This is a genomic window from Pandoraea apista, assembly GCF_001465595.2.
GTDB lineage: Bacteria > Pseudomonadota > Gammaproteobacteria > Burkholderiales > Burkholderiaceae > Pandoraea > Pandoraea apista.
This window is the reverse complement of sequence record NZ_CP013481.2, coordinates 612,118-637,065: the sequence shown is the minus strand read 5'-3', so window position 1 is coordinate 637,065 and position 24,948 is coordinate 612,118. Positions and strand designations below refer to the sequence as shown.

Annotated in this window: 21 protein-coding genes; 13 read left to right on the top strand and 8 right to left on the bottom strand. The window is 64.0% G+C overall.

All coding sequences use genetic code 11. The features are described from left to right. Positions 1-12 precede the first annotated feature (12 nt). The 6 genes from AT395_RS02970 to AT395_RS02945 all read left to right on the top strand — a co-directional run bounded on the left by AT395_RS02970 (position 13) and on the right by AT395_RS02945 (position 7,091). Complete coding sequence (locus tag AT395_RS02970; protein WP_048628104.1) at positions 13-600, top strand: anthranilate synthase component II; 588 nt, start codon at positions 13-15, stop codon at positions 598-600. Between the two features lie 37 nt (positions 601-637). Continuing rightward, entirely contained in the window at positions 638-1,666 is a 1,029-nt protein-coding gene (gene trpD / locus AT395_RS02965; protein ID WP_058375286.1) for an anthranilate phosphoribosyltransferase, read from the top strand. 69 nt (positions 1,667-1,735) lie between these two features. Continuing rightward, a complete protein-coding gene (gene trpC / locus AT395_RS02960) occupies positions 1,736-2,548 on the top strand; it encodes an indole-3-glycerol phosphate synthase TrpC (RefSeq protein WP_048628106.1) in 813 nt (270 codons plus the stop codon). A gap of 142 nt (positions 2,549-2,690) precedes the next feature. After that, entirely contained in the window at positions 2,691-3,386 is a 696-nt protein-coding gene (locus tag AT395_RS02955; protein WP_042113223.1) for a CYTH domain-containing protein, read from the top strand. A gap of 92 nt (positions 3,387-3,478) precedes the next feature. After that, positions 3,479-4,474, top strand: a complete 996-nt coding sequence (locus AT395_RS02950; RefSeq protein ID WP_042113225.1) for a uracil-DNA glycosylase — start codon at positions 3,479-3,481, stop codon at positions 4,472-4,474. Positions 4,475-4,799: 325 nt separating this feature from the next. Further along, on the top strand, positions 4,800-7,091 hold the full coding sequence (locus AT395_RS02945; RefSeq protein ID WP_048628107.1) for a TonB-dependent receptor: 2,292 nt from the start codon (positions 4,800-4,802) through the stop codon (positions 7,089-7,091). Positions 7,092-7,172: 81 nt separating this feature from the next. Here the strand turns inward: AT395_RS02945 and AT395_RS02940 are convergent, their stop codons facing one another. Beyond that, positions 7,173-8,072: a pirin-like C-terminal cupin domain-containing protein gene (locus AT395_RS02940; RefSeq protein WP_048628108.1), complete on the bottom strand. Its 900-nt coding sequence runs from the start codon at positions 8,070-8,072 to the stop codon at positions 7,173-7,175. Positions 8,073-8,112: 40 nt separating this feature from the next. Further along, on the bottom strand, positions 8,113-8,712 hold the full coding sequence (locus tag AT395_RS02935; RefSeq protein ID WP_048628109.1) for an FMN-dependent NADH-azoreductase: 600 nt from the start codon (positions 8,710-8,712) through the stop codon (positions 8,113-8,115). Between the two features lie 238 nt (positions 8,713-8,950). On the opposite strand from AT395_RS02935, the gene AT395_RS02930 reads away from it, so the two are divergent. Next, positions 8,951-9,889 carry a LysR family transcriptional regulator gene (locus AT395_RS02930; RefSeq protein WP_045852649.1) on the top strand — a complete coding sequence of 313 codons (939 nt, stop codon included), beginning with the start codon at positions 8,951-8,953 and terminating at the stop codon, positions 9,887-9,889. Positions 9,890-9,929: 40 nt separating this feature from the next. Here the strand turns inward: AT395_RS02930 and AT395_RS02925 are convergent, their stop codons facing one another. From AT395_RS02925 to AT395_RS02915, 3 genes are all read right to left on the bottom strand, one after another. Further along, a complete protein-coding gene (locus AT395_RS02925) occupies positions 9,930-11,726 on the bottom strand; it encodes a M61 family metallopeptidase (protein WP_125347597.1) in 1,797 nt (598 codons plus the stop codon). A 66-nt stretch (positions 11,727-11,792) separates the two neighbouring features. Then, positions 11,793-12,557, bottom strand: coding sequence for a DsbC family protein (locus AT395_RS02920; RefSeq protein ID WP_042113231.1), 765 nt, complete (start codon positions 12,555-12,557; stop codon positions 11,793-11,795). A gap of 86 nt (positions 12,558-12,643) precedes the next feature. Next, a complete protein-coding gene (locus AT395_RS02915; protein WP_042113234.1) occupies positions 12,644-13,843 on the bottom strand; it encodes a UbiH/UbiF family hydroxylase in 1,200 nt (399 codons plus the stop codon). Positions 13,844-14,029: 186 nt separating this feature from the next. Here AT395_RS02915 and ypfJ point away from each other — a divergent pair, with 186 nt between their 5' ends. Next, on the top strand, positions 14,030-14,893 hold the full coding sequence (gene ypfJ, locus AT395_RS02910; protein ID WP_042113235.1) for a KPN_02809 family neutral zinc metallopeptidase: 864 nt from the start codon (positions 14,030-14,032) through the stop codon (positions 14,891-14,893). 163 nt (positions 14,894-15,056) lie between these two features. Then, positions 15,057-16,151, top strand: a complete 1,095-nt coding sequence (gene ychF, locus AT395_RS02905; protein ID WP_039373958.1) for a redox-regulated ATPase YchF — start codon at positions 15,057-15,059, stop codon at positions 16,149-16,151. A gap of 81 nt (positions 16,152-16,232) precedes the next feature. Here the strand turns inward: ychF and AT395_RS02900 are convergent, their stop codons facing one another. Beyond that, positions 16,233-16,706 (bottom strand): GNAT family N-acetyltransferase, encoded by a 474-nt coding sequence (locus tag AT395_RS02900; protein ID WP_197088107.1) that lies wholly within the window; start codon positions 16,704-16,706, stop codon positions 16,233-16,235. Next, on the bottom strand, positions 16,703-17,359 hold the full coding sequence (locus AT395_RS02895; protein ID WP_048628111.1) for a GntR family transcriptional regulator: 657 nt from the start codon (positions 17,357-17,359) through the stop codon (positions 16,703-16,705). The genes AT395_RS02900 and AT395_RS02895 overlap by 4 nt, the downstream gene beginning before the upstream one ends. Positions 17,360-17,498: 139 nt before the next feature. Here AT395_RS02895 and AT395_RS02890 point away from each other — a divergent pair, with 139 nt between their 5' ends. The 3 genes from AT395_RS02890 to AT395_RS02880 all read left to right on the top strand — a co-directional run bounded on the left by AT395_RS02890 (position 17,499) and on the right by AT395_RS02880 (position 21,725). Then, complete coding sequence (locus tag AT395_RS02890; protein WP_048628112.1) at positions 17,499-18,884, top strand: SLC13 family permease; 1,386 nt, start codon at positions 17,499-17,501, stop codon at positions 18,882-18,884. A 403-nt stretch (positions 18,885-19,287) separates the two neighbouring features. After that, positions 19,288-20,601, top strand: coding sequence for a glycosyltransferase family 87 protein (locus tag AT395_RS02885; RefSeq protein ID WP_048628113.1), 1,314 nt, complete (start codon positions 19,288-19,290; stop codon positions 20,599-20,601). Positions 20,602-20,606: 5 nt separating this feature from the next. Further along, positions 20,607-21,725 (top strand): glycosyltransferase family 2 protein, encoded by a 1,119-nt coding sequence (locus AT395_RS02880; RefSeq protein WP_042113240.1) that lies wholly within the window; start codon positions 20,607-20,609, stop codon positions 21,723-21,725. 36 nt (positions 21,726-21,761) lie between these two features. Here AT395_RS02880 and AT395_RS02875 read toward each other — a convergent pair whose 3' ends face one another. After that, entirely contained in the window at positions 21,762-22,166 is a 405-nt protein-coding gene (locus AT395_RS02875) for a GtrA family protein (protein ID WP_042113241.1), read from the bottom strand. Positions 22,167-22,430: 264 nt separating this feature from the next. On the opposite strand from AT395_RS02875, the gene AT395_RS02870 reads away from it, so the two are divergent. Next, entirely contained in the window at positions 22,431-24,872 is a 2,442-nt protein-coding gene (locus AT395_RS02870) for a penicillin acylase family protein (RefSeq protein ID WP_048628115.1), read from the top strand. Positions 24,873-24,948: the final 76 nt, after the last annotated feature.

The following is a 24,948-nucleotide window of genomic DNA, read 5'->3' as shown; positions in this document are numbered from 1 at the left end:
ACAGGGACCATCATGCTGCTGATGATCGACAACTACGACTCGTTTACCTACAACATCGTCCAGTACTTCGGTGAATTGGGCGAAGACGTGCGGGTCTTTCGCAACGACGAAATCACCCTCGACACGATCGACGACCTCGCCCCCGAGCGCATCTGCCTATCGCCCGGCCCAAGCTGCCCGGCCAACGCAGGCATCACACTCGACGTGCTCAAGCGCTTCTCCGGTGAAATTCCGATTCTCGGCGTCTGCCTCGGCCATCAGGCCATCGGCGAAGCCTTCGGCGGCAAGGTGGTTCGCGCTCAGCAAATCATGCACGGCAAGGTGAGCGAGATCGAAACGACCCAACAAGGGGTGTTCGCGAATCTGCCCAAACGCTTCACTGTCACGCGCTATCACTCGCTGGCCATCGAGCGCGCCTCGCTGCCCGACTGCCTGGAAGTCACTGCGTGGACAGACGACGGCGAAATCATGGGCGTGCGTCACAAGACGCTCGACGTCGAAGGCGTGCAATTCCACCCGGAGTCGATCCTGTCGGAACACGGCCACGACGTTTTGCGCAACTTCCTGCAGGCCGCCCCGCGTGTGGCACAAGCCGCCTGAGTTATCGGCACCGAACCGACAGAAAAGAGAGACAACGATGATTACCCCGCAAGAAGCCCTGCAGCGCACCATCGAGCACCGCGAAATCTTCCACGACGAGATGCTGCACCTGATGCGCCTCATCATGAAGGGTGAGATTTCCCCGGTCATGTCCGCCGCGATCATTACCGGCCTGCGCGTGAAGAAGGAAACCATTGGCGAGATCGCCGCCGCCGCGCAAGTGATGCGTGAGTTCGCGAATCACGTCGATTCACCGGCCGACGAGCATTTTGTGGACATCGTGGGCACGGGTGGCGACGTGTCGCACACGTTCAATATTTCCACCGCGTCGATGTTCGTGGCCGCCGGGGCCGGCGCGAAGGTCGCCAAGCACGGCAATCGTGGCGTTAGCTCGAAGTCGGGCAGTGCCGACGTGCTCGAAGCGCTCGGCGTGAACATCATGCTCTCGCCCGAACAGGTGGCCGAGTGTCTGCGCGATGTCGGCATCGGCTTCATGTTTGCGCCGAACCATCATCCGGCCATGAAGAACGTTGCCGCGATCCGCAAGGAAATGGGCGTGCGCACGATCTTCAATATTCTCGGCCCGCTCACGAATCCGGCCGGTGCGCCGAACCAGTTGATGGGCGTGTTTCACCCCGATCTGGTCGGCATTCAGGTGCGCGTGATGCAGCGTCTGGGCGCCGAACACGTGCTCGTGGTCTACGGCAAGGACGGCATGGACGAAGTGTCGCTCGGCGCCGCCACGCTGGTCGGCGAGTTGAAGGACGGCAAGGTCACGGAATATGAAATTCATCCGGAAGACTTCGGCCTGCAGATGGTGAGCAATCGCAGCCTGAAGGTCGGCAGCGCCGAGGAGTCGAAGACGATGCTCATCGAAGCGCTCGATAACAAGGCGGGCACCGCTCGCGAGATCGTCACGCTGAACGCCGGCACCGCCCTCTACGCCGCCAACCGTGCAGCATCGATTGCCGACGGCATCGGCATGGCGCGCGAATCGATCGCCAGCGGCGCGGCGCGCGCGAAGCTCGACGCGTTCATCGCATTCACGCAGCGGTTCAAAGCCTGAAATTCGACACGCCCCCGGCGGGCCCGATCGCGCCCGCCGCTATCCTGTAGCTCCGAATCCTAAATCGATATGTCTACCGTTCTCGACAAGATCCTGGCCGTGAAGGCCGAAGAAGTCGCCGCTGCGAAGCGCGTTCGCGACCTCGCCAGCTTGCGCCGCGACGCCGAAGCCACTGTCGGCGACAGCGCGCTGCGCACGCGTGACTTCGTAGGTGCGCTGCGCACGAAGATCGACGGCGGTTTGTCCGGTGTGATCGCCGAAATCAAGAAGGCCAGCCCGTCCAAGGGCGTGATTCGCGAGAACTTCGTGCCGCCGAAAATTGCCGAGTCGTATCAGCAAGGCGGCGCCGCCTGTCTCTCGGTATTGACCGAAGTACAGTTCTTTCAAGGCGCGCCCGAGTATCTGAAGGCCGCACGCGCCGCTTGCGATCTGCCCGTGCTGCGCAAAGACTTCATGATCGATGCCTATCAGGTCTACGAGGCGCGCGAGATGGGGGCCGACTGTATTCTGCTCATCGCCGCCGCGCTGGAGCTGGCGCATATGCGCGAGCTCGAAGCGCAGGCGCACGAACTCGGTATGGCCGTACTCGTCGAAGTGCACAACGGCCGCGAACTTGACGCGGGGCTGGAGCTGAGCACGCCGCTGCTGGGCATCAACAATCGCAACCTGCACAACTTCGAAGTCTCGCTCGACACGACGCTGGGCCTGCTCAAACACATTCCGGACGACCGTCTGGTGGTCACGGAGTCGGGTATCCTGTCGCGTGACGACGTGGCGCGCATGCGCGCGGCCAACGTCAATGCCTTTCTCGTCGGCGAAGCCTTCATGCGCGCGCCCGAGCCGGGCGATGCACTCGCCACGCTGTTCGACATGCCCCGCTGACGCGCAACCCCGTGTCACATAAGCGATCGATGGCACGGTGTCCCGCTTGGGACACCACTCGATGCCCGGCAAGCTGTATCGCGCCTGCACGGAGCAGCGACGCACGGCACGCCCGGCGTTTCCCCCTCAAAGGAGCTGCTCGATGGCCATCGAACGCGAACTCAAACTTGCTCTGCCGGGCGACCTGCCCGCCGCACGCGCCGACGCGCTGATCTCTCACCTCGACCGCTTGCCCGGCGCCGAAGCGCGAGGGGAACGCCGTCTCGTCAATCGCTATTTCGACACCCCCTCGCTCGCGCTGGCAAGCGCCAAGGCTGCGCTACGCCTGCGCTTCGTGGCGCGCGACGCTCACGCCGGACAATGGCTGCAAACGCTCAAGTCGGTTGGCGAAGCGCGCGATGGCTTGCATGTGCGTCATGAGTGGGAGCAAGCCGTGCAGGGCGAAGCGCTCGAACTGCCGAAGCTGATTGCAGCCTGCGATGTGCCGGCTACCGCCGAGTTGTTGCGTGCCGAAGGAGCGAATGTCGTCGCCCAGTTCGAGACAAACTTCGTGCGGCGCCTGTGGCGGTATATCGCCGGTGACGGCACCGCCGTCGAGATTGCGTTCGATCGGGGCGAGGTCGCCGTCGACGCCGGTGGCAAACGTCACACGGCGCCGCTCGTCGAGGTCGAACTGGAGCTGCTCGACACGCCTGACAACGATCGCGAAGGTCAGGGCGAGCGCGTTCTCCACGCCCTCGCGCAGAACTTGCGCGATGTGTTGCCCGAGTTGCACAGCGACAATGTGAGCAAGGCACAGCGCGGCTATCGTCTGCGGCAAGATGTTCTCGGCCACTGACCGACGCGCGCCGACCGCCCTCCTTACACCGCCCGCCCTTTCGGCATGATTGGCCTGATTGGCCTGCCGGGCCCACTCGACAGACGCATTGCATGACATCACGCTCACGCGCCGGATCCCCGGCGAAACACGACGAACGGCAGGGTTCGCTGTTCGACGACGCTGCGCCGGCCGCCAGCACTGACAACGCGACCGTGCCGGAGCAAGCCGCTCCCCAGGCGACCGGGACGCCGGAGGTACCCAAGGCCGCCGATGCGCCGCCGCGCCGCCGCGGACGTCCGCCTAAATCGGGGGCATCGTCGACCCCGGTGTCCGGGCCGGTCGCGGCGGCGGCCACCCCCGGCTCGGGCGGCGACAACGCCGCGGGTCCGCTCAAAGGCCGTGTCGAAGATCAGTTCGACGCATTACCGCACGACTGGAAAACGCTGGTCTCACCATTCGTCGAGAGCGCGGCTTACGCACCGCTGTGCCGCTTCGTCGACGCCGAAGTCGCCACCGGCAAGACCGTCTACCCGGCGGACATCTTCCACGCGCTTCGCATGACCTCGCCCAAGGACGTCAAGGTGGTCATCCTCGGGCAAGACCCCTATCACGGCGACGATCACGGTATTGCGCAGGCGCACGGTCTGGCGTTCTCGGTGCAACGCGGCGTACGCGTGCCGCCATCGCTGCGCAACATCTACAAGGAAATCGAACGCGATCTCGGCATCCCCGCGCCCTCGCACGGCAATCTCGACGCCTGGGCGAAACAAGGCGTGCTGCTCCTGAACACCACGCTGACGGTGGAAGCCGCCAACGCAGCCAGTCATGCGAAGCCGTTCAAGACCGGGGGATGGCAAGCCTGCACCGACACCTTGCTCTCAGGCCTTGCCGCGCAGCAGGGGCCGCTGGTCTTTCTGCTGTGGGGAAGCCATGCGCAGGCCAAAGCGCCGCTGCTCGCCGGTCACGGCCATCTGCTGCTCGAGGCGCCTCACCCGTCGCCCCTCTCGGCGCATCGCGGTTTTCTCGGCTGCGGCCACTTCAGCGCCGCCAACGCCTTCCTTCGGCAACACGGCAAGACGCCCATCGACTGGCGCGTGCCGAATTGAACCGCTGCGGGATTCACCCGCAGCCTCTCCCCATTTCCGACGTTGCGCCCCCCGGCGCGCAGACGTGATCGTCCCGGCGATCGCGTCTGCGCCCGGGCGAATCTCATCGGCAGACCGATACGAATCGGCGTATGCCGCCTCATGAATTCCACATCGTGAGAAAAACGGCGTCATGCGCGCGATTAAACGTTTACAGGAATGTTTTGAAATATTACACTTCCGCTCCGTAACGGTAATGCGAATCTATCTCATTATCAAAAACAATAATTGTGCGTTGCCCGGCCTGCGAAGTGTCCGACGGTGACGCCACTGCCGGAACACACGTATGTCAACCGCCTTCCAGACGCGTCAGCGTCTGCTTGCCTCAGCCTGCGCCCTCGTGGTCGCCGGTAGCTTCAGCTCCCTGAACGCCCAAGCGCAAACGCCCCAGTCAACGTCGGCTGCATCGCCCGATTCGTCGGCTTCGTCGGCTTCGTCGGCCAATGGTCAAACGTCTGCCCCGACCGCCGCACCTGCGGTCGCCCTGCCGACGACACAGGTCAACGACAGCACCGTATCGTCGCCCATGCAGACAAAGACGTTGCCGTCATACAAGTTCGTGGCCCCGCTGCGCGACACGCCGCGCTCGATCACAGTCATTCCGGAAGAATTGATCAAGCAGACGAACGCCACGACTTTCGCCGACGCGCTCAAGACCGTGCCGGGCATCACGTTCATCGGTGGCGATGCCGCCGCGAACCCGTCGGCAGACCGCCCAGTCATTCGCGGCTTCGAATCGCGCAACTCGATCTTCGTCGATGGCATGCGCGACTCCGGCGTACAGAACCGCGAGACGTTCGACATTGAGAACATCAGCGTCATCAAGGGCCCGGATTCGGTCTATGCCGGACGTGGCGCTGTCGGTGGCAGCATTGACATCACGACCAAGACCCCGCGTCTGGAAGACTTCACCAACGCGAGCCTCGGTCTCGGCACCGACAGCTACAAGCGTCTGACGATGGACGTGAACCGTCAGGTCAACGATCAGACCGCCGTGCGCCTGAACGTGATGGGCCACGATGCCGATCAGGCGGGTCGCAACAACGTCTACAGCAAGCGCTGGGGCGTGGCACCGTCGGTCGCCTTTGGCCTGAACAGCCCGACCACCGTCACGGTCAGCTACTACCACCTGAATTCGTATGACATGCCGGACTTCAGCGCGCCGTTCCGCTCGGCAGGCGGCACGCCGGACGGCGGTTTCCAGCGCAATCAGTTCTACGGCCTGAACAACCGCGACTATCGCCGTGGCCAGACCGACACCGGCGAAATCAAGGTCGAGCACCGCATTAACGACACGTGGAAGATCAAGAACACCACGATGGTCGGCCGCGCCACGCTCGATTACATCGCCACGAATCCGCAGTTCCAGTCGGCCACGTCGAACATCATTTCGCTGCAAGCCAAGAGCGGGAAGTACGCGACCAACAGCATCGCCAACCAGACCGAACTCACGGGCAAAGCCACGCTGTTCGGCTTCGAGCACACGCTCACGGGCGGCGTCGAATTCAGCAACGAGCAAAGCCGGTACGAGGGTTATCTCGTCACCGATCGCGCCGGCAACAACATTCGCTCGGGCGGTCCGTGCTCGGTGGCGTACAACTGCACGACCCTCGGTAACTGGAATCCGGACAACCCCTGGACCGGCAGCATTGCGCTCAACGGCGACAAGAGCTTCCCCGGCGCGGCGACCAACACGCGCACCAACGTGGCGTCGGCCTACCTGTTCGACAGCGTGAAGCTCTCGGATCGCTGGCTCATCAACGCGGGCGCGCGATTCGATCGTTTCGACGTCAGCGCCGTGCAGGCGGGAGCCCCTGATCTGAAAAACACCTCCAACCTGTTCAGCTTCCAGTTGGGGGTGATCTACAAGGTGCTGCCGTCGCTGAGCCTGTATGCGTCGTACGGCACTTCGGCCAACCCGCCGGGCGCGAACAGCGGTCTGGGCGGCGGTACCGACCAGATCACCGCGACGAACAACAACCTTTCGCCGGAACGCAGCCGCAACATCGAAGTCGGTGCGAAGTGGGACGTGATCGATCAACGCCTGTCGCTGACTGCTGCTTTGTTCCAGACAGACAAGACGAACGCGCGCGTCTCGGATGGCCTCGGCGGCACGATCAACGCGGGCAGTCAACGCGTGCGCGGCGCCGAACTCGGCTGGGCCGGCAGCCTGACGAACCACTGGCGCGTGTTCGGCGGTTACTCGTATCTGAACGCGATCACGACGGACGCGGGACCGGGGGCAGCGCCGGGCTCGAACGGCCTGCCGATGGTGATGGTGCCGAAGCACAACCTCACGCTGTGGACCGATTATGAAGTGATGCCAAAATTCACCGTCGGCGCGGGCATGACACTCTCGAGCCTCACTTATGCATCGGTGTCGTCCACCACGCGCAAGTGGACACCGGGTTACGCACGCTTCGACGCCATGGCAACGTATCGCGTGTCGCGCACTGTCGATCTGCAACTGAACGTGCAGAACATCTTCGACAAAAAATACTACGCGAGCGCTTATCCGATCTACGCAACATGGGCACCGGGTCGCACCGCCATGCTGACGCTGAACTTCCATCAGTAATCGCACTTCGGTAAACCGGAAACGGGGATCCGGCCCAGGTGGCCGGATCCCCGTTTTGCTTTCGGACGCGCGGGTAGGGTCTTATTCGACGATAGGGGGCAGCGTGCCCATCTCGCCTTGCTGATAGCGGCGCGTGAGCGCAACGAGATCGCTCTCGTCGCGCGCTGCGAAGTTGCCGCGATAGACCACGGGTTCGGCAAGCGGCTCGCCACCGGCCACAATCAGACGCGCCCCGGCGCGCCCGGCCAGTTGCCACACGCCGGGCGGCAGCGTCACAGCTTCCGCCCCGCCGCCTTCCGCACGCAGGGCATGACCGGCAAGCGCCGCCTCGCCCTGTGCAATCAATGCCACCCAACGACGGCCATCGCACGGAATGGTCAGCGTTCGCAACGCGTCGTCGCGCCAGTCGAGCTGCAACAACGTGGTGCGCTCGCCCTGTGCACGCGCCACCTCACGCTCATCCCACTGTCCGCAGACCAACGTGAGGTCGACCGCGCCCTCGGACCAGCGCGGCATAGCGGCGGCGCGAACGACGGTTTGCACCGGCGCGCCGCGCGCATGACGCCCGGCACGATTGACGATCAGTCGCACGCCGCGCACTGCGGCGCGAGCGTTATCGGGCACTTCCTCGTGCACCGTGCCGCAGTTCGTGTCCAGCCAGAGCAGATCGCCCGGGGGCAGAACGTCGTCGCCACCGTGGGCATGACGGCAGCGCAGCGAGGCGGTCGATTCGGGGAAAAGATAGGTCGCCACCACACATCCCGCGTGCGGGTGCGCCGGAATACAGGCGCCGTGACGGCGAAAAATGTCGACCGACAGAAACGGGTCCGTTTCGTCGACCTGATCGAAAATACCCGCCCCCGCGGCGGCGGCACAGCGGCCGGGCCGGGAGACGGGAAGCACGCGCGGGATGGCGCTTGCGTCGGCATGGGCGGCCGGACGCTTCGTCTGACGCGGATGCAAGGGCGTCGGAGTGACCATTGGGGGCCTGCGCGTGCGGGAGAACCGCGATACCCGGGGCTTACAGCGCAGCGATGGCTTCGCGAGCGTTCGCGAAAGCCGCAGCCGCCGATTCCGGACCGCGTGCCAAACCTTCGGCAAAGATGAACGTCACGTCCGTCATGCCGAGGAAGCCGAGAATCGTCTTGATGTACGGGGTCTGGCTGTCAGCCGGCGTGTCCTTGTAGTTGCCGCCGCGTGCAAACGCCACGATCACCTTCTTGCCCTGAATCAGGCCTTCCACGCTGCCGTCTTCGCGGTAGCGGAACGTCACACGGGCACGGGCGATCCAGTCGAAGTACGACTTCAGTTGCGTCGGCACCTGGAAGTTGTACAGCGGCACGCCGAAAACAACATAGTCGGCGGCCTGAATTTCGGCGATCAACTCGTCGCTGCGGGCAATGATGGCTTTCTGTTCAGCCGAGCGCTGGTCTTCCGGCGTGAAGAACGCACCGATCACCGCTTCGTCCAGATGCGGCACACCGTCGGCCAGCAGGTCACGCACGACAACCTTGGCACCGGGGTTTTTCGCGACCAGTTGCGCAACCGTTTCATTGGCGAGGGTGGTCGAATTGGCGCCTTGCGAACGGGCGGCGGAATTGATTTGCAGAATCGTGGTCATTTCAGTGGCTCCTGAGCCTGGGGGTTCGATAATCCGTGCGCACCGGACCCCGTTCTCGGGAGTGCCTTGAATTGTGCGTCGGCTTGGGATGAATTGTAGTTACCCCTAAAAATGAAACAAGCCGGTAAAATCGAATTGTTTGTTCCCTTTTTGGAACAATGTAATTCGACCCACTTTCCGCCAATGTTCGGTGCGGCTGTCCATGCCGGACGCCCTGCGTCACCGAGGAGCACTCGCGATGATTGACGATCTGAATGACATGCTGATCTTCGCGGAGGTCGTGCGCTCGGGCAGCATTACGCGCGCGGGCGAGCGGCTCGATCTGCCCAAGGCGACGGTGAGCCGGCGTCTGTCTCGACTCGAAGCGCGGCTGGGCACGAAGCTGTTGCACAAGACCACGCGACGCCTCGAGCTGACCGAAGTGGGCGAGGCGTATTACGAGCGTTGCCTGCCGATTCTCGAAGAAGTGGAAGAGACGCGCGACTTTGCCTCACAGTTGTCGAGCAAGCCGCGTGGACGTCTGCGCATCACCGCGCCGGGCGACTTTGCCGCACAGTGGCTGGCAGTGCCCCTTGCCACGTTCTGCGCTGCCTATCCCGAGATCACGGTAGATGTCGATCTGAGTTCGCGGCAGGTCGATCTGATTGCCGAGCGTGTCGACGTTGCCATCCGGGCCGGACAACTCTCCGACTCCACACTCGTGGCGCGGCCGCTGCTCAAACTCACACGCAGCCTGTATGCAAGCCCGCTGTATCTGAGCGCGACGGGACTGCCCGCCACGCCCGACGAACTCGCGGGACATCGCTTCGTGATCCTGCAAGGCGCGCGTCGCCTGTTCAACTCGGACACGCTGCACAAGGGCCGTCAGCGTGTGGACATCACCATGCACGGAGCGATTCAGGTCAATAGCATGGGCATGGTCAAGGAGATGGCGCTTGCAGGCAGCGGCATCGCGGCGCTCACGGATATTCTGGCGGACGACGCCCTGCGCACAGGACGTCTCGTGAAGGTGCTGCCGGCGTGGTCGCTGCCCGAAAGTCCGGTGCATCTGGTCACGCCCTCCCGGCGCTTCCTGCCGCGCAAGACACAGGTATTCATCGAGCACATGCTCGCGGTTGCCAGATCCTGTCCGGAAGAGAACCGCGACCCGGCGGTGCCGGGTCCGGCAGAAGGTTAAGCGCCGCGCACACCGGCCGGGCGCGAAGCGGTAAGACGCGTCAGGCCGACAGCCACTTCGCGCGACGCTGTGCGGCGGCGCGATCTTTGGTCTCGGCAATGCGGTACTGCGAGATCTCCGGCGCATCGAGCGTGAGTGCCGTCTCGCGCAGTTCGTCGCGACGGAAAGCGTGGACCGTCACCCGGTCGCCGGGACGATAGCGCTCCAGTAACTTGTCGATGTTGCCCGGCGTCACGCGCAGCCCGTCGATGGCCACGAGCGCGTCGCCCGCCGACAGACCGGCGGCTTGCGCTGCGCCACCATCGAGCACCTGCGTCAGCGTGAGATCGTCGCCGCGCTTGGCCGTCTTCGCGCCGAGCGCAGGACGGCCGTTCTCCGGCGTCACCGGCGACAGTGTGAGGCCCACGCGCTCAAGCAGCGTTGCGAGCGGCAGATCGCGCGTGCCGTTGATCGCCGTGGCGAAAAACTCCGACAGATCGAGCCCGGAAACCTCTTCGAAGAACGGCTGCACCGCGTCTTCGTCGATACCCACGGGCGAGCCGCGATAGAAGTCGCGGCCATAACGTTGCCAGAGCGCACGCATAACGTCGTCGAGCGACTTCTGGCCACGAGTACGCGAGCGGATCGTCAAATCGAGAGCGAGCGCAACGAGCGAGCCCTTCGTGTAATAGCTGACGATCGCGTTCGGTGCGTTTTCATCCTGACGGTAGTACTTCGTCCACGCATCGAACGAACTCTCGGCCACGGTTTGCTTGAAACGCCCGCTGCCACGCAACACGTTGGCTACCGTCTTGGCGACGAGGTCGTAATACGCGGCAGGCGCAATCACGCCGCTGCGAACCAGCATCAGATCGTCGTAATACGACGTGAAGCCTTCGAACAGCCACAGCAGGCGTGTGTAGTTCTCCTGATCGAGCGTGTACGGCGCGAACACCGCCGGCTTGATGCGCTTGACGTTCCACGTATGGAAGTACTCATGGCTCACCAGACCGAGGAAGCCGCGATAGGCGTCGCTCATGTTCGTCTGCCCCTGCACAGGCAGATCGTTGCGACTCGCGAGCAAAGCCGTGGAGGCACGGTGCTCCAGACCGCCGTAACCCTCGCCGACCGTCATCAGCAAGAAGACATAGCGCGACATCGGCACGCGCGAACGCGAACTGGCGCCCGGCTCGAACAGACGAATCTGCGCCTCGCAGATCTTCTTCATGTCGCGCAGCAACCGATCCAGGTCGAGGTTCGGCACGGGCCCGGTGATGGCGACTTCGTGCGTTACGCCACAGGCCTTGAACGTACCGTGCACAAACGCGCCCATCTCGACCGGCGAGTCGATCAGTTCGTCGTAATCGACCGCCAGATAGCGGCCAAAGTCGAGCGCAGCGGTGCCCTGGGCCGGTTCGAGCGCGGTTGCGACGCGCCACGCCTTGTAAGCCGCGCCACGCGGGCGCAGCACGTCGACCTCGCAGGGCGCCTGCTCCTGACCCTCCACGCGCAGGAACACGCTCGTGCCGTTGAAGAAGCCGTGCGTATCGTCGAGATGCGCCGCGCGCACCGACAAGTCCCATGCATACACTTCATAGGTCACGATCAACGTGCCCTTGCACGGCGCCGCCTGCCACGTGTGCTTGTCGAGCTTGTCGAGCGCGACCTTGCGGCCACGGCAGGTGGCGCCGATCGTCACGATATTGCGAGCGAACTCGCGCACCATATAGCTGCCCGGAATCCACGCGGGCAGCGTAAAACGCTGCCCTTCGGGGGCAGGATTCGAAACCGTGACGGTCACTTCGAACAGGTGGGCGGCAGGCGACTTCGGAACGATCGCGTAACGGATCGCAGGCAAGGCTGACGTGGCTTTCATGACGTGGCGGCTTCTTGTTTTCGGGAGAAACAGGCGTTCGGCAGACAGTTACTTGACCGTCGCGAGCGCCTTTTCCAGTTCGTCGGCAGGCACGGCGCCCGGCAAGCGGCGGCCGTCGGACAGAATGATCGTCGGCGTGCCCGTTACGTTGTACTGGCGGCCGAGCGCCACGTTCTGCCTGACCGCACCGTCGTCGCACTTGGCGGTGGGCGTCGGGGGCGCCTTCTTGTCGAGCATCCAGTCGTGCCACGCCTTGAGCGGTTCGGAGGCACACCAGATCGCCTTCGACTTGGCGTCCGAATCCGGGCCGAGCACCGGGTACAGGAAGGTGTAGACGGTGACGTTGTCGAGCTTCGAGTTCTTGAGCGAGTCTTCGAAGCGCTTGCAATACGGGCAGTTCGGGTCGGAGAAGACAGCGATCTTGCGGCTGCCGTTGCCCTTCACGTACTTGATGGCGCGATCCAGCGGCAGCTTGGCGAAGTCGACCTTGTTCAACTCCGACTGACGCGCTTCGGTCAGGTTCTGACGCGTTTTCGTATCGACGAGGTTGCCGCCAAGAATCACGTACTGCGCCTTCTCGTCGGCATACATGATCTCGCCGCCGATGGACACTTCATAGAGCCCGGGAATCGGCGTGCGCGCCACCGACTTGATGGGGGCATCTGCGCCAAGCGTTTTCTGCACGGCGGCTTTCACCCGGTCAAGCGACGCATCGGACTTGTTCTGCGCAACCGCCGACGTCGTAAGCGTTGCGGCGCAGACTGCCGCCAGACCGAACGCTGCGAGCGCCGAGGCGCGATAACGTTGCAACATCGAATATCTCCAGAAATGTATCAAGCAAGCGGCGCGTGTGGCGATTCCGGTGGTCGTCGGAATCGCCGGCATTGACGCCCAAAGGGTCAGCCCAGGGCGCGGCCGATCAGGAATTTTTTGACGAAGGGCAGCATGTTCACACTGTCCAGCCCGGCATTGCGAACGAACTTCGCAAGCGGGCTGCTCGTCGAGAACAACTTGTGCAAGCCGTCTGTCGTGAACGCCATGCTGCCGATATCCTCCTTGCGGGCACGTTCGTAGCGACGCAATACCGCGGCATCGCCGCAGTCGCGGAACGACTCGCGCCCGGCAAGGGCATCGCCGAGCGCCGCCACGTCGCGCAGACCGAGGTTCATGCCTTGACCGGCGAGCGGATGCACCACGTGCGCCGCATCGCCGACCAGCGCCACGCGCGGTGCGATCAGGCGTTTGGCCTGCGCAAGCACGAGCGGAAAGCCCTGAGCCCGCGCTGAGACCGGCGTGAGCCGGCCGAGTTCACCGTTCGAAAACGCACCAACGCGATCGGCCAGATCCTGCGGATCGAGCGCGAGCAAGTGCTTCGCGTGATCGTTGGCGGCCGACCAGACCAGCGAGACGTGCTGATCGGGGAGCGGCAATAGCGCGATGATCTCGCCGTCGTGGAACCATTGGAACGCAGTATCGCGATGGGCCCGTTCCGCACGGAAGTTGCACACCACGCCAAGTTGTTCGTAGGGACGCACGGTGCCGTCGAGTCCGGCGGTGCTGCGCACCCATGAGTGAGCGCCGTCCGCGCCGACCACAAGCGAGGCGCGCAGCGTCTTGCCGTCGGACAGGCGCACCGAAGCGGCGGCGGCATCGATTTCGAGCGCGTCGGCGCGGGCGTCGAGCCATTGCACTTGCGGGGAAAAGCGAAGCGCGGCGTCGAGTGCGCGCTCGAGATTCGACGACTCGGCGATCCAGGCCAGTTGCGGCACGGCCGCCTGATACGCGGAGAAGTGAAGACTGCCGCGCTCGTCGCCGAAGACTTCCATGTCATAGACGGGATTCACGCGCGCGGGATCGACCGCTTGCCATACGCGCATGCGCTCGAACAGCGTTTGCGAACTGGAGGATAGCGAGTAGATGCGGGCGTCCCACCGATCGCCGCCGGCAGCGCCCGCGCCCGGTGCGGCAGCGGCCGGCTGGGCGAGCAGTGCGACGGACAGGCGAGCCTGGGAGAGCAGCAGGGCGGCAGCCTTGCCGACCAGACCGCCACCGACCACGATGACATCGTGCGTTTGGCTGGAGGTATGCGTTTGAGACATGCGGCGAATGCAGCGCCAGCGCCTGAATCGCGCGAGCCGGCTGGTTCAGAAAACGAGATGGCGTATTGTCGCACGCCTGCCGCGCCCGCGACGGCCTGCCGCCCGGCACCTCCTGCGACGCAGCGTCGCGCGTCACGCCCCGGCGCTATACTTTCGCCCATATCGATTACCGACACGGAGCCCCCTATGCGTCTCGACAATGAATCCGAAAGCCAGAACGTCGAGGATCGGCGGGGCGGCGGTTTCGGCGGACGCACCACGATCGGCATCGGCACGATTGTCGTCGCGCTGGCCGCGTCGTACTTCTTCGGGATCGATCCGCGCGTCATCATTCAAGGCTCGCAGATGCTTCAGGGGCAGACACAGTCGCAGCCGGCGCCGAACACCGCGCCAGCCAACGATCCGAAAACTGTGTTCACCCGCAAGGTGCTCGGTAACATCGAGCGCACCTGGACCACCGTGTTCCCGCAGCAACTGAACCGGCAGTACGTGCCACCGAAGCTGGTGCTGTTCTCGGGCGCGACGCCTACGGCCTGCGGCACCGGACAAACGGCGATGGGGCCGTTCTACTGCCCGGGCGACAGCAAGGTCTACATCGATCTGGCGTTCTACGACGAGTTGCAGCAGCGCTTCGGTGCAGGCGGCGACTTCGCTCAGGCGTATGTGATTGCGCACGAAGTGGGGCATCACATCCAGAATCTGCTGGGCATTTCGGAGAAGTTCGACGAAGTTCGCCGCCGCGCCAGTGAAGCACAGGCGAATGCGCTGTCAGTGCGGCTGGAGTTGCAGGCCGACTGCTTCGCCGGTGTCTGGGCGAACAACGCGGCGAAGGCGAATCAGCAGTTGCTGGAGCCGGGCGACATCGAGCAGGGCCTGAAAACCGCTGCGGCCATCGGCGACGACCGGTTGCAACAGCAGTCGCAGGGCCGCGTGGTGCCCGAGTCGTTCACGCACGGTACGAGTGCTCAGCGGGTGTACTGGCTGCGGCAGGGGCTGCAATACGGCGACGTGCGCAAGTGCGACACGTTCTCCGCGAAGCAACTGAGTTGAGCGCAGTGGCCGCAGGCCCGGACCGCTGCATGGGCGGATGCCATTGGGCCAAGGGCGTTGTTGCAGGCAGAACGGGTACAATAGCGGACTTTCCGCGACGCAATCACCGACGCAACGACCGGCGAATGCAACGGCGCATATATCGGATTAGACAGGATTTAGCATGAGCCTCAAATGCGGCATCGTCGGCTTGCCCAACGTCGGCAAGTCGACCCTTTTCAACGCCCTGACCAAAGCGGGCATCGCTGCCGAAAACTACCCGTTCTGCACCATCGAGCCGAACGTCGGCGTGGTGGAAGTGCCGGACCCGCGACTGGGCAAGCTGGCCGAGATCGTCAAACCCGAGCGCATCATGCCGGCAACGGTCGAATTCGTGGACATCGCCGGTCTGGTGGCAGGCGCATCGAAGGGTGAAGGGCTGGGCAACCAGTTCCTCGCCAACATCCGTGAAACCGACGCCATTACGCACGTCGTGCGCTGCTTCGAAGACGAGAACGTCATCCACGTTGCCGGCAAGGTGAACCCGATTTCGGATATCGAGGTCATCAACACCGAACTGGCGCTGGCCGATCTGGGCACCGTCGAAAAAGCGTTGCAACGCTATTCGAAGGCCGCCAAGTCGGGCAACGACAAGGAAGCGGCGAAGCTCGTGGCCGTGCTCGAGAAGGTCGTACCGGTGCTTAACGAAGCGCGTCCGGTGCGCTCGCTCAAGCTCTCGGACGACGAGCAGGCGCTCATCAAGCCGTTCTGCCTGATCACCGCCAAGCCGACGATGTACGTTGCCAACGTGAAGGACGACGGCTTCGAGAACAACCCGCATCTGGACGCCGTGCGCAAGTACGCCGAAGCGGAGAATGCGCCGGTGGTTGCCGTATGTGCCGCTATCGAGGCGGAAATTGCCGATATGGAAGACGCCGACAAGGCGGAATTCCTGGCCGACATGGGCATGGACGAACCGGGTCTGGATCGCGTGATTCGCGCGGGCTTCAAGCTGCTGGGCCTGCAAACGTACTTCACGGCAGGCGTAAAGGAAGTGCGCGCGTGGACGATCCATGTGGGCGACACCGCTCCGCAAGCCGCCGGCGTGATTCACACCGACTTCGAGCGCGGCTTCATCCGTGCGCAGACCATCGCCTTCGACGACTACATCCAGTACAAGGGTGAACAGGGCGCGAAGGAAGCCGGCAAAATGCGCGCCGAAGGCAAGGAATACGTCGTGCATGACGGCGACGTGATGAACTTCCTGTTCAACGTCTGACGCTGCCGTCTCGCAGGATTCCCGAACACCCCGGCCATCGCGCCGGGGTGTTTTGTTTTCAGCGCAGGAAATGCGAGGGTTTCAGCTCCGTGGCCCCGCAAACGTCATCTCCTCGTATTCGCCCTCGTCCGACACGCCATGCCCCGTCACACGGAAGCCATGACGTGCGTAAAACGCGCTGGCGCGCGTATTTCGGACAAGGCACTTCAGCCGGTAGCGACGCCCCGGCCAACCGGGCAGCGCTTGCAGTAGCCGCGCGCCAACGCCACTTCCTTGCGAAGACTGGCGAACATAGAGCATGTGGATGAATTCGTCGGCGCGCCACACCGAAACGAAGCCCAGAACGCTGCCATCGTCCGATTTCGCGACAAGCACCTCTTCGCCCGCCGAATGCAACGCGAAATCGTTCTCGCCAAAGGTCGACGGATCGAGCCACGTCATGGTGGCGACGCGCACCTCGTAATAGAGTCTCGCAACCGCACGCCGATCCGCATCCGCCAGCGCCTCGACAACGTAATCGCCGCCGTCGGCATGACAGGTTCCGAACTCGCTCACGCCGCCCATCCTTCCCGAATGATCTGTGCAATTTGCTCGCCTGTCGCGCGGTTGTGCGCTTGCACCAACGCAACGGCGCCGGCATCGTCACCCGCCTCGCACAAACGCAGCAACTCACGATGCTCTTCATGCGAGCGCGTCGCGTTACCCGTCTTCTGCCAAGTGAGGAACAGATAGCGCCCAAGGTTCAGTCTCGCCGTTGCCACAGCACGCTGAAAGTAGGGACGCTCGGCCTTCGCGTAGAGCATGCCGTGAAACGCGGCGTTGCGTGTCACGATGTCCGCAAGCTCTGTCGCCGCCTCCAGGGCGTCGAGCGCCGCCCGCGCCCGCGCGAGATCCGCCCGCGACAAATTCGGCATCGCCAGCGCCATCAATCTCCCCTCCAGCAACGCCCGGAAATCCGCCAGTTCCAGCGCGTCGTCTTCCGTGAGCGAAGTGACGACCGTGCCGCGATTGACACGGCTTACCGCCAATCCATCTGACGCCAGCATGGTGAGCGCCTCGCGCACCGGCACATGACTCACGCCCAACGCCGCCGCCAGATGGTCCTGACGCAGCGCCTCGCCCGGCTTCAACTCGCCACGGCCGATCTGCTCGCGCAGTGCTTCGTATGTGCGCTCCACCGCCGTGCCCGTGCCCGCATCCTGACGCATCGACCTTCTCCGTCGGTTAACTATATATAATCAAAACAAATTATATATTATTTAAGGACAGGTGACGTTTATGCCCCCGGTCAGCCCCTCCTCGTCTGCCCCCGTGTCTGCGGTCGCCGCAGCCCCTGCCGACGCCTTTATGCCCGGCCGACTTTGGCGTCATGCCCTGCTCGCCGGGTTAAGCGCCGGCGCCGGTCTCGCTCTGCACGCTGCGGGTCTGCGCGGCGACACGCTCGCCGTGGCGATCATCGTTCTGTTTTGCCTCGGCTACTGGGCGACCGGCTGGTTGCCGGACTTCCTCGTATCGCTCGTGTTGATGTTCCTGCTCGCGACCGGCACGTCGCTCGGTGCGAATGTGGTGTTCTCGGGCTTCACGTCGAGTGCGTTCTGGCTTGTCTTCAGCGGCGCGGTCATCGGCATGGCACTCAGTGTCACCGGACTCGGCGAGCGAGTCGCCTCGCGGCTCGCCGACCATTGCGGCCATGCTTATGGCATCGCGCTGACAGGCTTCGTTGTCATCGCTTTCGTCCTCGGCATTGTGATGCCGTCAACGCTTGGCCGCATTGCCATCCTCACGCCGATCGTGCTGAGCTTCTGCGAGCGTGTCGGATTGACCGAGGGCCGCCCCGGCCGCATCGGTCTTCTGCTCGCGACGGCGCTGGCCAGTTGCGAGTTGTCGACCGCCATTCTTCCTGCCAATCTGCCTAACCTCGTGATGGCCGGGACTGCCGAGACGGTGCTCGGCATTCGGCTCGGCTATGGCGAATACGCGGTTGCGCTTGTGCCGGTGCTTGCCGTTGTGCGCGGGATCGTGCTGGTCGCCGTGGCGATGCGGTGCTTTCCTGACCGGTTGACGCCCCTCCCCGAAACACTGGCGAACGACAATTCACACAGCGCAATGCACCCGCACGAATGGCGTCTGCTGGCCGCACTGGCGTTGATGCTCGGTCTTTGGCTCACGGAGCCCTGGCATCACATCGCCGCCGGTTGGGTCGGACTCGGCATTGCGCTGCTGTGCCTCGGACCGTTGCGATTGGTGAATCCGGATGCGTTTCTCAAACAGGTCAAGCTCGCGCCGCTGTGGTTCGTCGCCGCCATCATCGGACTGACGGCCGCCGTCGATCATGCGGGACTCGCCAATGCACTGCGCCCGGTATTGTCCCGGCTCGATCTCGCGCAAATGTCGACGGCATGGGCGTATCTGGTCCTCGTCGGGTTGTCGGTGGCGCTGACGTTTCTCGTCACCTCGAATGCTGCGCCCGCTCTGTACACCCCGCTGGTACCGGCCCTTGCCCTCGGCGCACCTCTCAGCGTGAAGGCAGTCTTGCTGACGCAAGCCGTCGGCATCTCCACCATCGCGCTGCCATATCAGGCCCCGCCGCTCGTGCTGGCCATGGCGTTGGCCGGCATCGGCGTTCGCGACGCCACCCGCTATTGCGTCGCAACCGCGCTTGTCGCGCTCGTCACGGTCGTACCGCTCACCGCGCTCTGGTGGCAACTCATCGGTCTCCTTCGCCTTCACTGACCGTTGCAACGTACGACGTAGAGCGCATGGCGGCACATTGTCCGATCACGCGGCTCGAATTCTTCCTTCAAACGCCGGTTTGCCACATCGGCCAGGGGAATCCGATTCGCCAAGTGCCGAAGCCGCTTGTCCCGATCCTTTCGCAGACCGTCTCGTCTAATATGGAACCGTGCGTGCCGGGCATGGCGACAATGCTTCGCCGTTCGAAGCCTTCGGCGTGTGAGACGCCGCGCACAATGCCGCAACGCGCGCCATACCGGGAATGCCCTGCTTGAGATTGCGGCGCGCGACCCGCGACAATCGTTCATCAGACAAGAAGCAAACCGGAATCACCGCGCGTTACCCCATGCAGTCACCGTAGTCGCACATCGCCGTTTTCATGCAGCCGAGGGGAGGTTCATGCATGACATCGAAGCCGTCGACCGTCGTTGAAGCAGCACCGCGCGAGCGCCGACACTGGTCCGACGACCGCGCGCGCATTCGTCTGTACAGCGGCGCCGGCCTGTTCTTCGCCATCGCCGTGGGCGTGGCCTGGTGGTATCAGCACTCGTATCTCCCGACGCCGAAGATCGGCCCTGTCGGCCTCGATTTCCTGCCGTTCTGGGGGGCGTCGCATTTCGTATTGCAAGGGCATCCGCTCGACGCCTACAACATCGAACTGATGACGCGCGTACAGATTGCCGGGCAACCCTGGGCCGAGAAGCTGGGCGGGGTGATGCCGTGGCTCTATCCGCCCGTCGCCATGCTGCTGCTCGCGCCGGTCGCGCTGCTCTCGTTCACCTACGCTTACACGGGGTATGCCTGTGTCGGCTTCGCGCTCTACTACGCCGCCCTGCGACGCACTGCCCCGTGGCGCGATGCCCGACTGCCCACCGTCGGTTTCCCCGGTGTGCTGGTGGTAATCCTCGCAGGACAAATCTCGCTCTACACCACCGGACTCGCAGGCTTTTCGCTGGCCATGCTGCGCAAGCGCCCGGTCTGGGCGGGGGTTCTCACCGGTCTGCTCTTCATCAAACCGCATCTCGCCCTGCTCTTCCCGCTGGCCTTTCTCTGCGCTCGCCAGTGGCGCGCGTTGACGGCGTGTGTCGTCACGGTCATTGGCACAACGGCGCTCGCCGCGGCGGTCTTCGGCCCCGATGTCTATCCGGCGTTCCTGCACGCGACGGCATTTGCACGGCAGAGCATCGTCGACGGCACTGCGCAGATCGCCCGCGTGCCGACGTTCTTCGTCACGGCACGCATGCTGGGCGCATCGCTCCTGATGGCGGCCGTTATTCATGGCGGGGTCGCACTGTGCGCCGTGGCGGCGATGATCGACTTCTGGCGGCGGCCGACGGCGTTCGCGTTGCGCGCCGCCATGCTCGTGTGCGCGACCACACTCGTGAGCCCCTATCTCTACGACTACGATCTCGCGATTCTCGCACTCGTCATCGCCTGGTATGTGCGCGACGGCATCGCGCGCGGATGGCTGCGCGGTGAACGCGAATGGCTCGTCGTGCTATGGCTCACACCGCTGTGCGGTCTGCTCGGCGTGCAACACATCGGCTTCCAGTTCATGCCGTTCATCACGCTGACGACGCTCGCGCTGTTGTGGCGCCGCCGTCGCCGCCTTGCGCATGTCCCCGATTTGCCGGATGTGCCGGACACCTCGCACACCTCGGGCAGCCTCATCTCACGTCGCCGCTCGTCTGCCACCGCGCCTGCGTTCACGAGGTAACTACCATGCCCCGCGCCGTCGATACCCGCCACTCACCGCCGCCGCAGCTGCGCACGCCGCTCGTCTCGCTCGTCGTGCCCTGTCACAACGAAGCGCCCGCGCTCGACAAGTTCTACCGCGCCGTGGCCCCCGTGCTCGACAGCATGAGCCATGTGCGCTTCGAGATCGTATGCGTGAACGACGGGAGTACCGACGACACGCTAAGTACTCTGCTCGCGTTGCGCCGGGCCGACGCGCGTATCCGCGTGATCGACTTCACCCGCAATTTCGGCAAGGAAGCGGCGCTGAGCGCAGGCATCGACGAAGCGCAGGGCGACGCCGTGATCCCCATCGATGCCGACCTGCAAGACCCGCCCGCCCTTATCCCCGTGATGATCGAGCGCTGGCGCAACGGCGCTGAAGTCGTGCTGGCCAAACGCACGAACCGGGCGAGCGACAGCGTTGCCAAACGGGTCGCCGCGGGCCTCTATTACTGGGTGCACAATCGTCTCTCGGAAGTGAAGTTGCCCGAGAACGTTGGCGACTTCCGTCTGATCGACCGGCGTGTCGTGACCGCGCTCAAGCGGCTGCCCGAGCGCCGCCGCTTTATGAAGGGACTGTTCGCGTGGGTGGGGTTCCACACGGAAATCGTGGAGTACGTGCGCGAAGCGCGCAGCGCGGGCGAATCCAAGTTCTCGGGCTGGCGGCTGTGGAATTTCGCGCTCGAAGGCATTACCAGTTTCAGCACCGTGCCACTGCGTTGCTGGACCTATATCGGCGTGTCGCTCGCCCTTGTCTCGCTCGCTTACGGCAGCTATATCGCGCTGCGCACACTTATCCACGGGGTCGACGTGCCCGGCTACGCCTCGCTGCTTGTCGGTGTTCTGTTCCTCGGCGGCATTCAGCTCGTGGGAATCGGGGTGATCGGGGAGTACGTCGGGCGGATCTACTACGAGTCGAAAGGCCGTCCGCTGTATCTGGTGCGGCGTCGCTACCAGTCGAGCGTCAAGGTGAGCCACTTGCCGTCGCGCGCGCCGCTGCACGAATCCGGTGCACGGCCGGCACCTGCGCGAAAGGCGATCCGGGCACACGCCGGCGGCGGCAAGTCGCTCGCGTCGCGCGCCCATCGTTTCATCGTTCGTTGAGGCGACGGCGAACGCATTGAACTGCCGTGACCGGTGTTATCCCTGACGATAGGTCCAGTAGCGATGTAGTGCAAACGTGGTCGGCGGCACGATGAGCACGACGGCGGCGATGCCCATCCAGGGGTTGCCGCCAAGATGTTCGACCATACGCGCGACGACCGTGGTGAGTATCAGCCCGAAAATCGACACCGGGACGAAACGCGCGAGACTTGTGCGATGCACTCGCGCAGAGAAGCTCCATAGCGTATTGAGCAGATAGGAACACGGCGTGGCAGTGCAGAACGCCACGGCATTCGCCGGTACCGACCCCGCCCCGAAGACCTCGATGAGTGTGATCGCAACGATCACATGCACCGCCGTTGAAATCACCCCCGAGACCCCGAAGCGCATGAGCGGCACCACGAGCGTGCGCACATGCGGCGACGCACGCCAGCGTTCCATCCGCGTGGCAGGTTCATTCGAGGGCGTCTGAGGCATATCCGGCATTGGCGTGCTCGCAGAAGCGACAAGTAAAAGGCGGCGGGTTCACCTGACGAGACGGGCGCATTCCCCTCACGGCAAGACGCGGCGAAACACCCCGTTGCGGCTCGACGATTAAGAATTTATTCCATTTTCAAAAATATGGGTTGCACACCTTTGCGATCCGTCTAGGATTGCGTGGTACTCCGCAGTATCACGCCCCCCAACAAGAACAGGAGGAAGACAATGCATCGCCCCAATGCTATCCACGCCGCCAGTGTGCTGGCCTTTGCCGTCACGACGTGGAGTGCGTCGCTGCATGCTGCCGATGGCGCAGCGGCGGCAACGCCAACACAAACCCTGACCGTCGCCGGCCTGTCGCAACCGGCCGACATCCTGATCGATCATAACGGCGTGCCGCACATCTTCGCCGCTAATGAGCGCGATGGCTTCTTCGTGCAGGGCTTCAACGCTGCACGCGACCGTCTTTTCCAGATCGACCTGTGGCGACGCCGCGGCCTCGGCCAGTTATCCGAAGTGTTCGGACGCGCCTACGTCGCGCAGGACGACGCCGCACGCCGCTTCGTCTACCGGGGTGACATGGCCACCGAGTGGCGCCGTTACGGCCCCGACGCCAAGCCCGCCGCCGAGGCGTTTGCCGCTGGCGTGAACGCCTATATCGGCTGGCTTGCATCACACCCCGATCAGATGCCGTACGAATTCCGCAAGGTCGGCTACTGGCCGGCGAAATGGTCGGCCGAAGACATCGTGCGCATTCGCAGCCACGGTCTGACGCGTAATCTGAAGAGCGAAGTCGCTCGCGCCAAAGTCGTGTGCCGTGCCTCGCTCGACGCCGACAGCGTGCGCGTGGGCCTGCAACCGGCATGGAAAACGCAAGTGCCCGAGGGACTCGATCCGTGCCTTCCCGACGATCTGCTCAAAGTCTTCGATCTCGCCACGCAAGGCGTGAAGATCACCCGGGATTCGCTGCAACGCGCCGACGCCGACGTGGTACAACTCGCGGACAACGGCCCGTACGATGTCTCGACCGAATCGGCCGAAGGCAGCAACAACTGGGTCATTTCCCCGCAGAAGTCCGCCACGGGCCGCGCCATTATGGCGAACGATCCGCACCGCGCTTACGCCGCGCCGAGCCTGCGCTACATCGTGCAGGTGAGCACGCCCACGCTCAATCTGATCGGCGCGGGCGAGCCGGCCATTCCCGGTGTGGCGATCGGCCATAACGGCACCATCGCGTTCGGCCTCACGATCTTCAACATCGATCAGGAAGATCTGTACGTCTACGAGCTGAACCCCGCCAACCCCGATCAGTATCGCTATCGCGGCAAGTGGGTGCCGATGCGCACCGTCCACGAGACCATCGAAGTGCGCGACGGTGCGCCGGTCCAGACCGACCTCAAGTTCACAAAGCACGGCCCGGTCATTTACGTCGACGCCGCGAAGCACCGCGCCTATGCCGTGCGCACCGCCTGGCTGGAGCCGGGTATGTCGCCCTACTTCGACGCCATGCGTTACATGCGCGCGAAAACCTACGCCGAGTTTCAGACGGCGCTGAACACATGGGGCGCACCGACCGTCAATCAGGTCTACGCGGATACGGCGGGCAATATCGGTTGGGTGCCGAGCGGCATGGCCCCGATTCGTCCCAACTGGGACGGCCTGATGCCCGTGCCGGGCGACGGCCGCTATGAGTGGGCTGGCTTCTGGCGGCGCGACCAGTTGCCGTCCGCCTATAACCCGGCGACCGGTTACTTCACGACATCCAACGAGATGAACATGCCGGCCGGCTACCCTTACGCCGAACGCAAGCTCGGCTTCGAATGGACCAACGGCTCACGGCACGCCCGCATCGACGAGGTACTCAAGGCGAAGGACAAGGTGTCGATCGAGGACTCCGAGCGGCTGCAAAACGACATCGTGTCGATTCCGGCGCGGCGTCTGATGGCGTTGCTCGCCCCGCTCTCGAGCGACGACCCGCAAACGGCCGCCGCGCTCAAGCTGCTCAAAGGCTGGGATGCCGACATGCGGGCAGACTCCGCTCAGGCTGCGCTCGAGGAAGTCTGGTTCAGCCGTCATCTTGGCCGCGCCTACAAGAATGCGGTGCTGCCCAAGGCCGCGGCAGACAGCTTCGGCGCCCCCGACCCGGCCGCCATGCTCGATGCGCTCGAACAGCCCGCGGCCCGCTTCGGCGAGAATGCCAACGCCAGACGAGACGCCGTGTTGCTCTCGAGTCTGGGCGACGCTTGGGGTGAGATGGTCAAGCTGCAAGGGAGCGATCCCGGCGCATGGCAGTGGGGCAAACTTCAGACGAATCTGAACGCCCACCCGCTCGCCGACGCGGTAGACGCCGACATGCGCGCCAAGCTCAACGTCGGCCCGCTGCCCAAGGGCGGCAGTCCGTTCACCCCGAACCAGTCGACCTACCGGGTGAGCGATTTCCGGCAGACGAACGGGCCGTCGTTCCGGATCGTGGTCGATGTAGGCAACTGGGACAACACGCGGGCGATGAACCTGCCCGGCGAATCGGGCAACCCTGACAGCCCGCACTATCGCGATCTGGCACAGAAGTGGCTCGATGGCGAGTACTTCAAGTTGCCGTACTCGCGTGCGGCCGTTGAAGCGGATACCGAGTCGCGTCTGCATCTGGTGCCGGAAGCGTCGCGTTGAGACCTCGGTAGTTGATGTGCCGAAGCCATGAAAAAACGGCCGGCGGGAGATCCCGGCCGGCCGTTTTTCAATATCT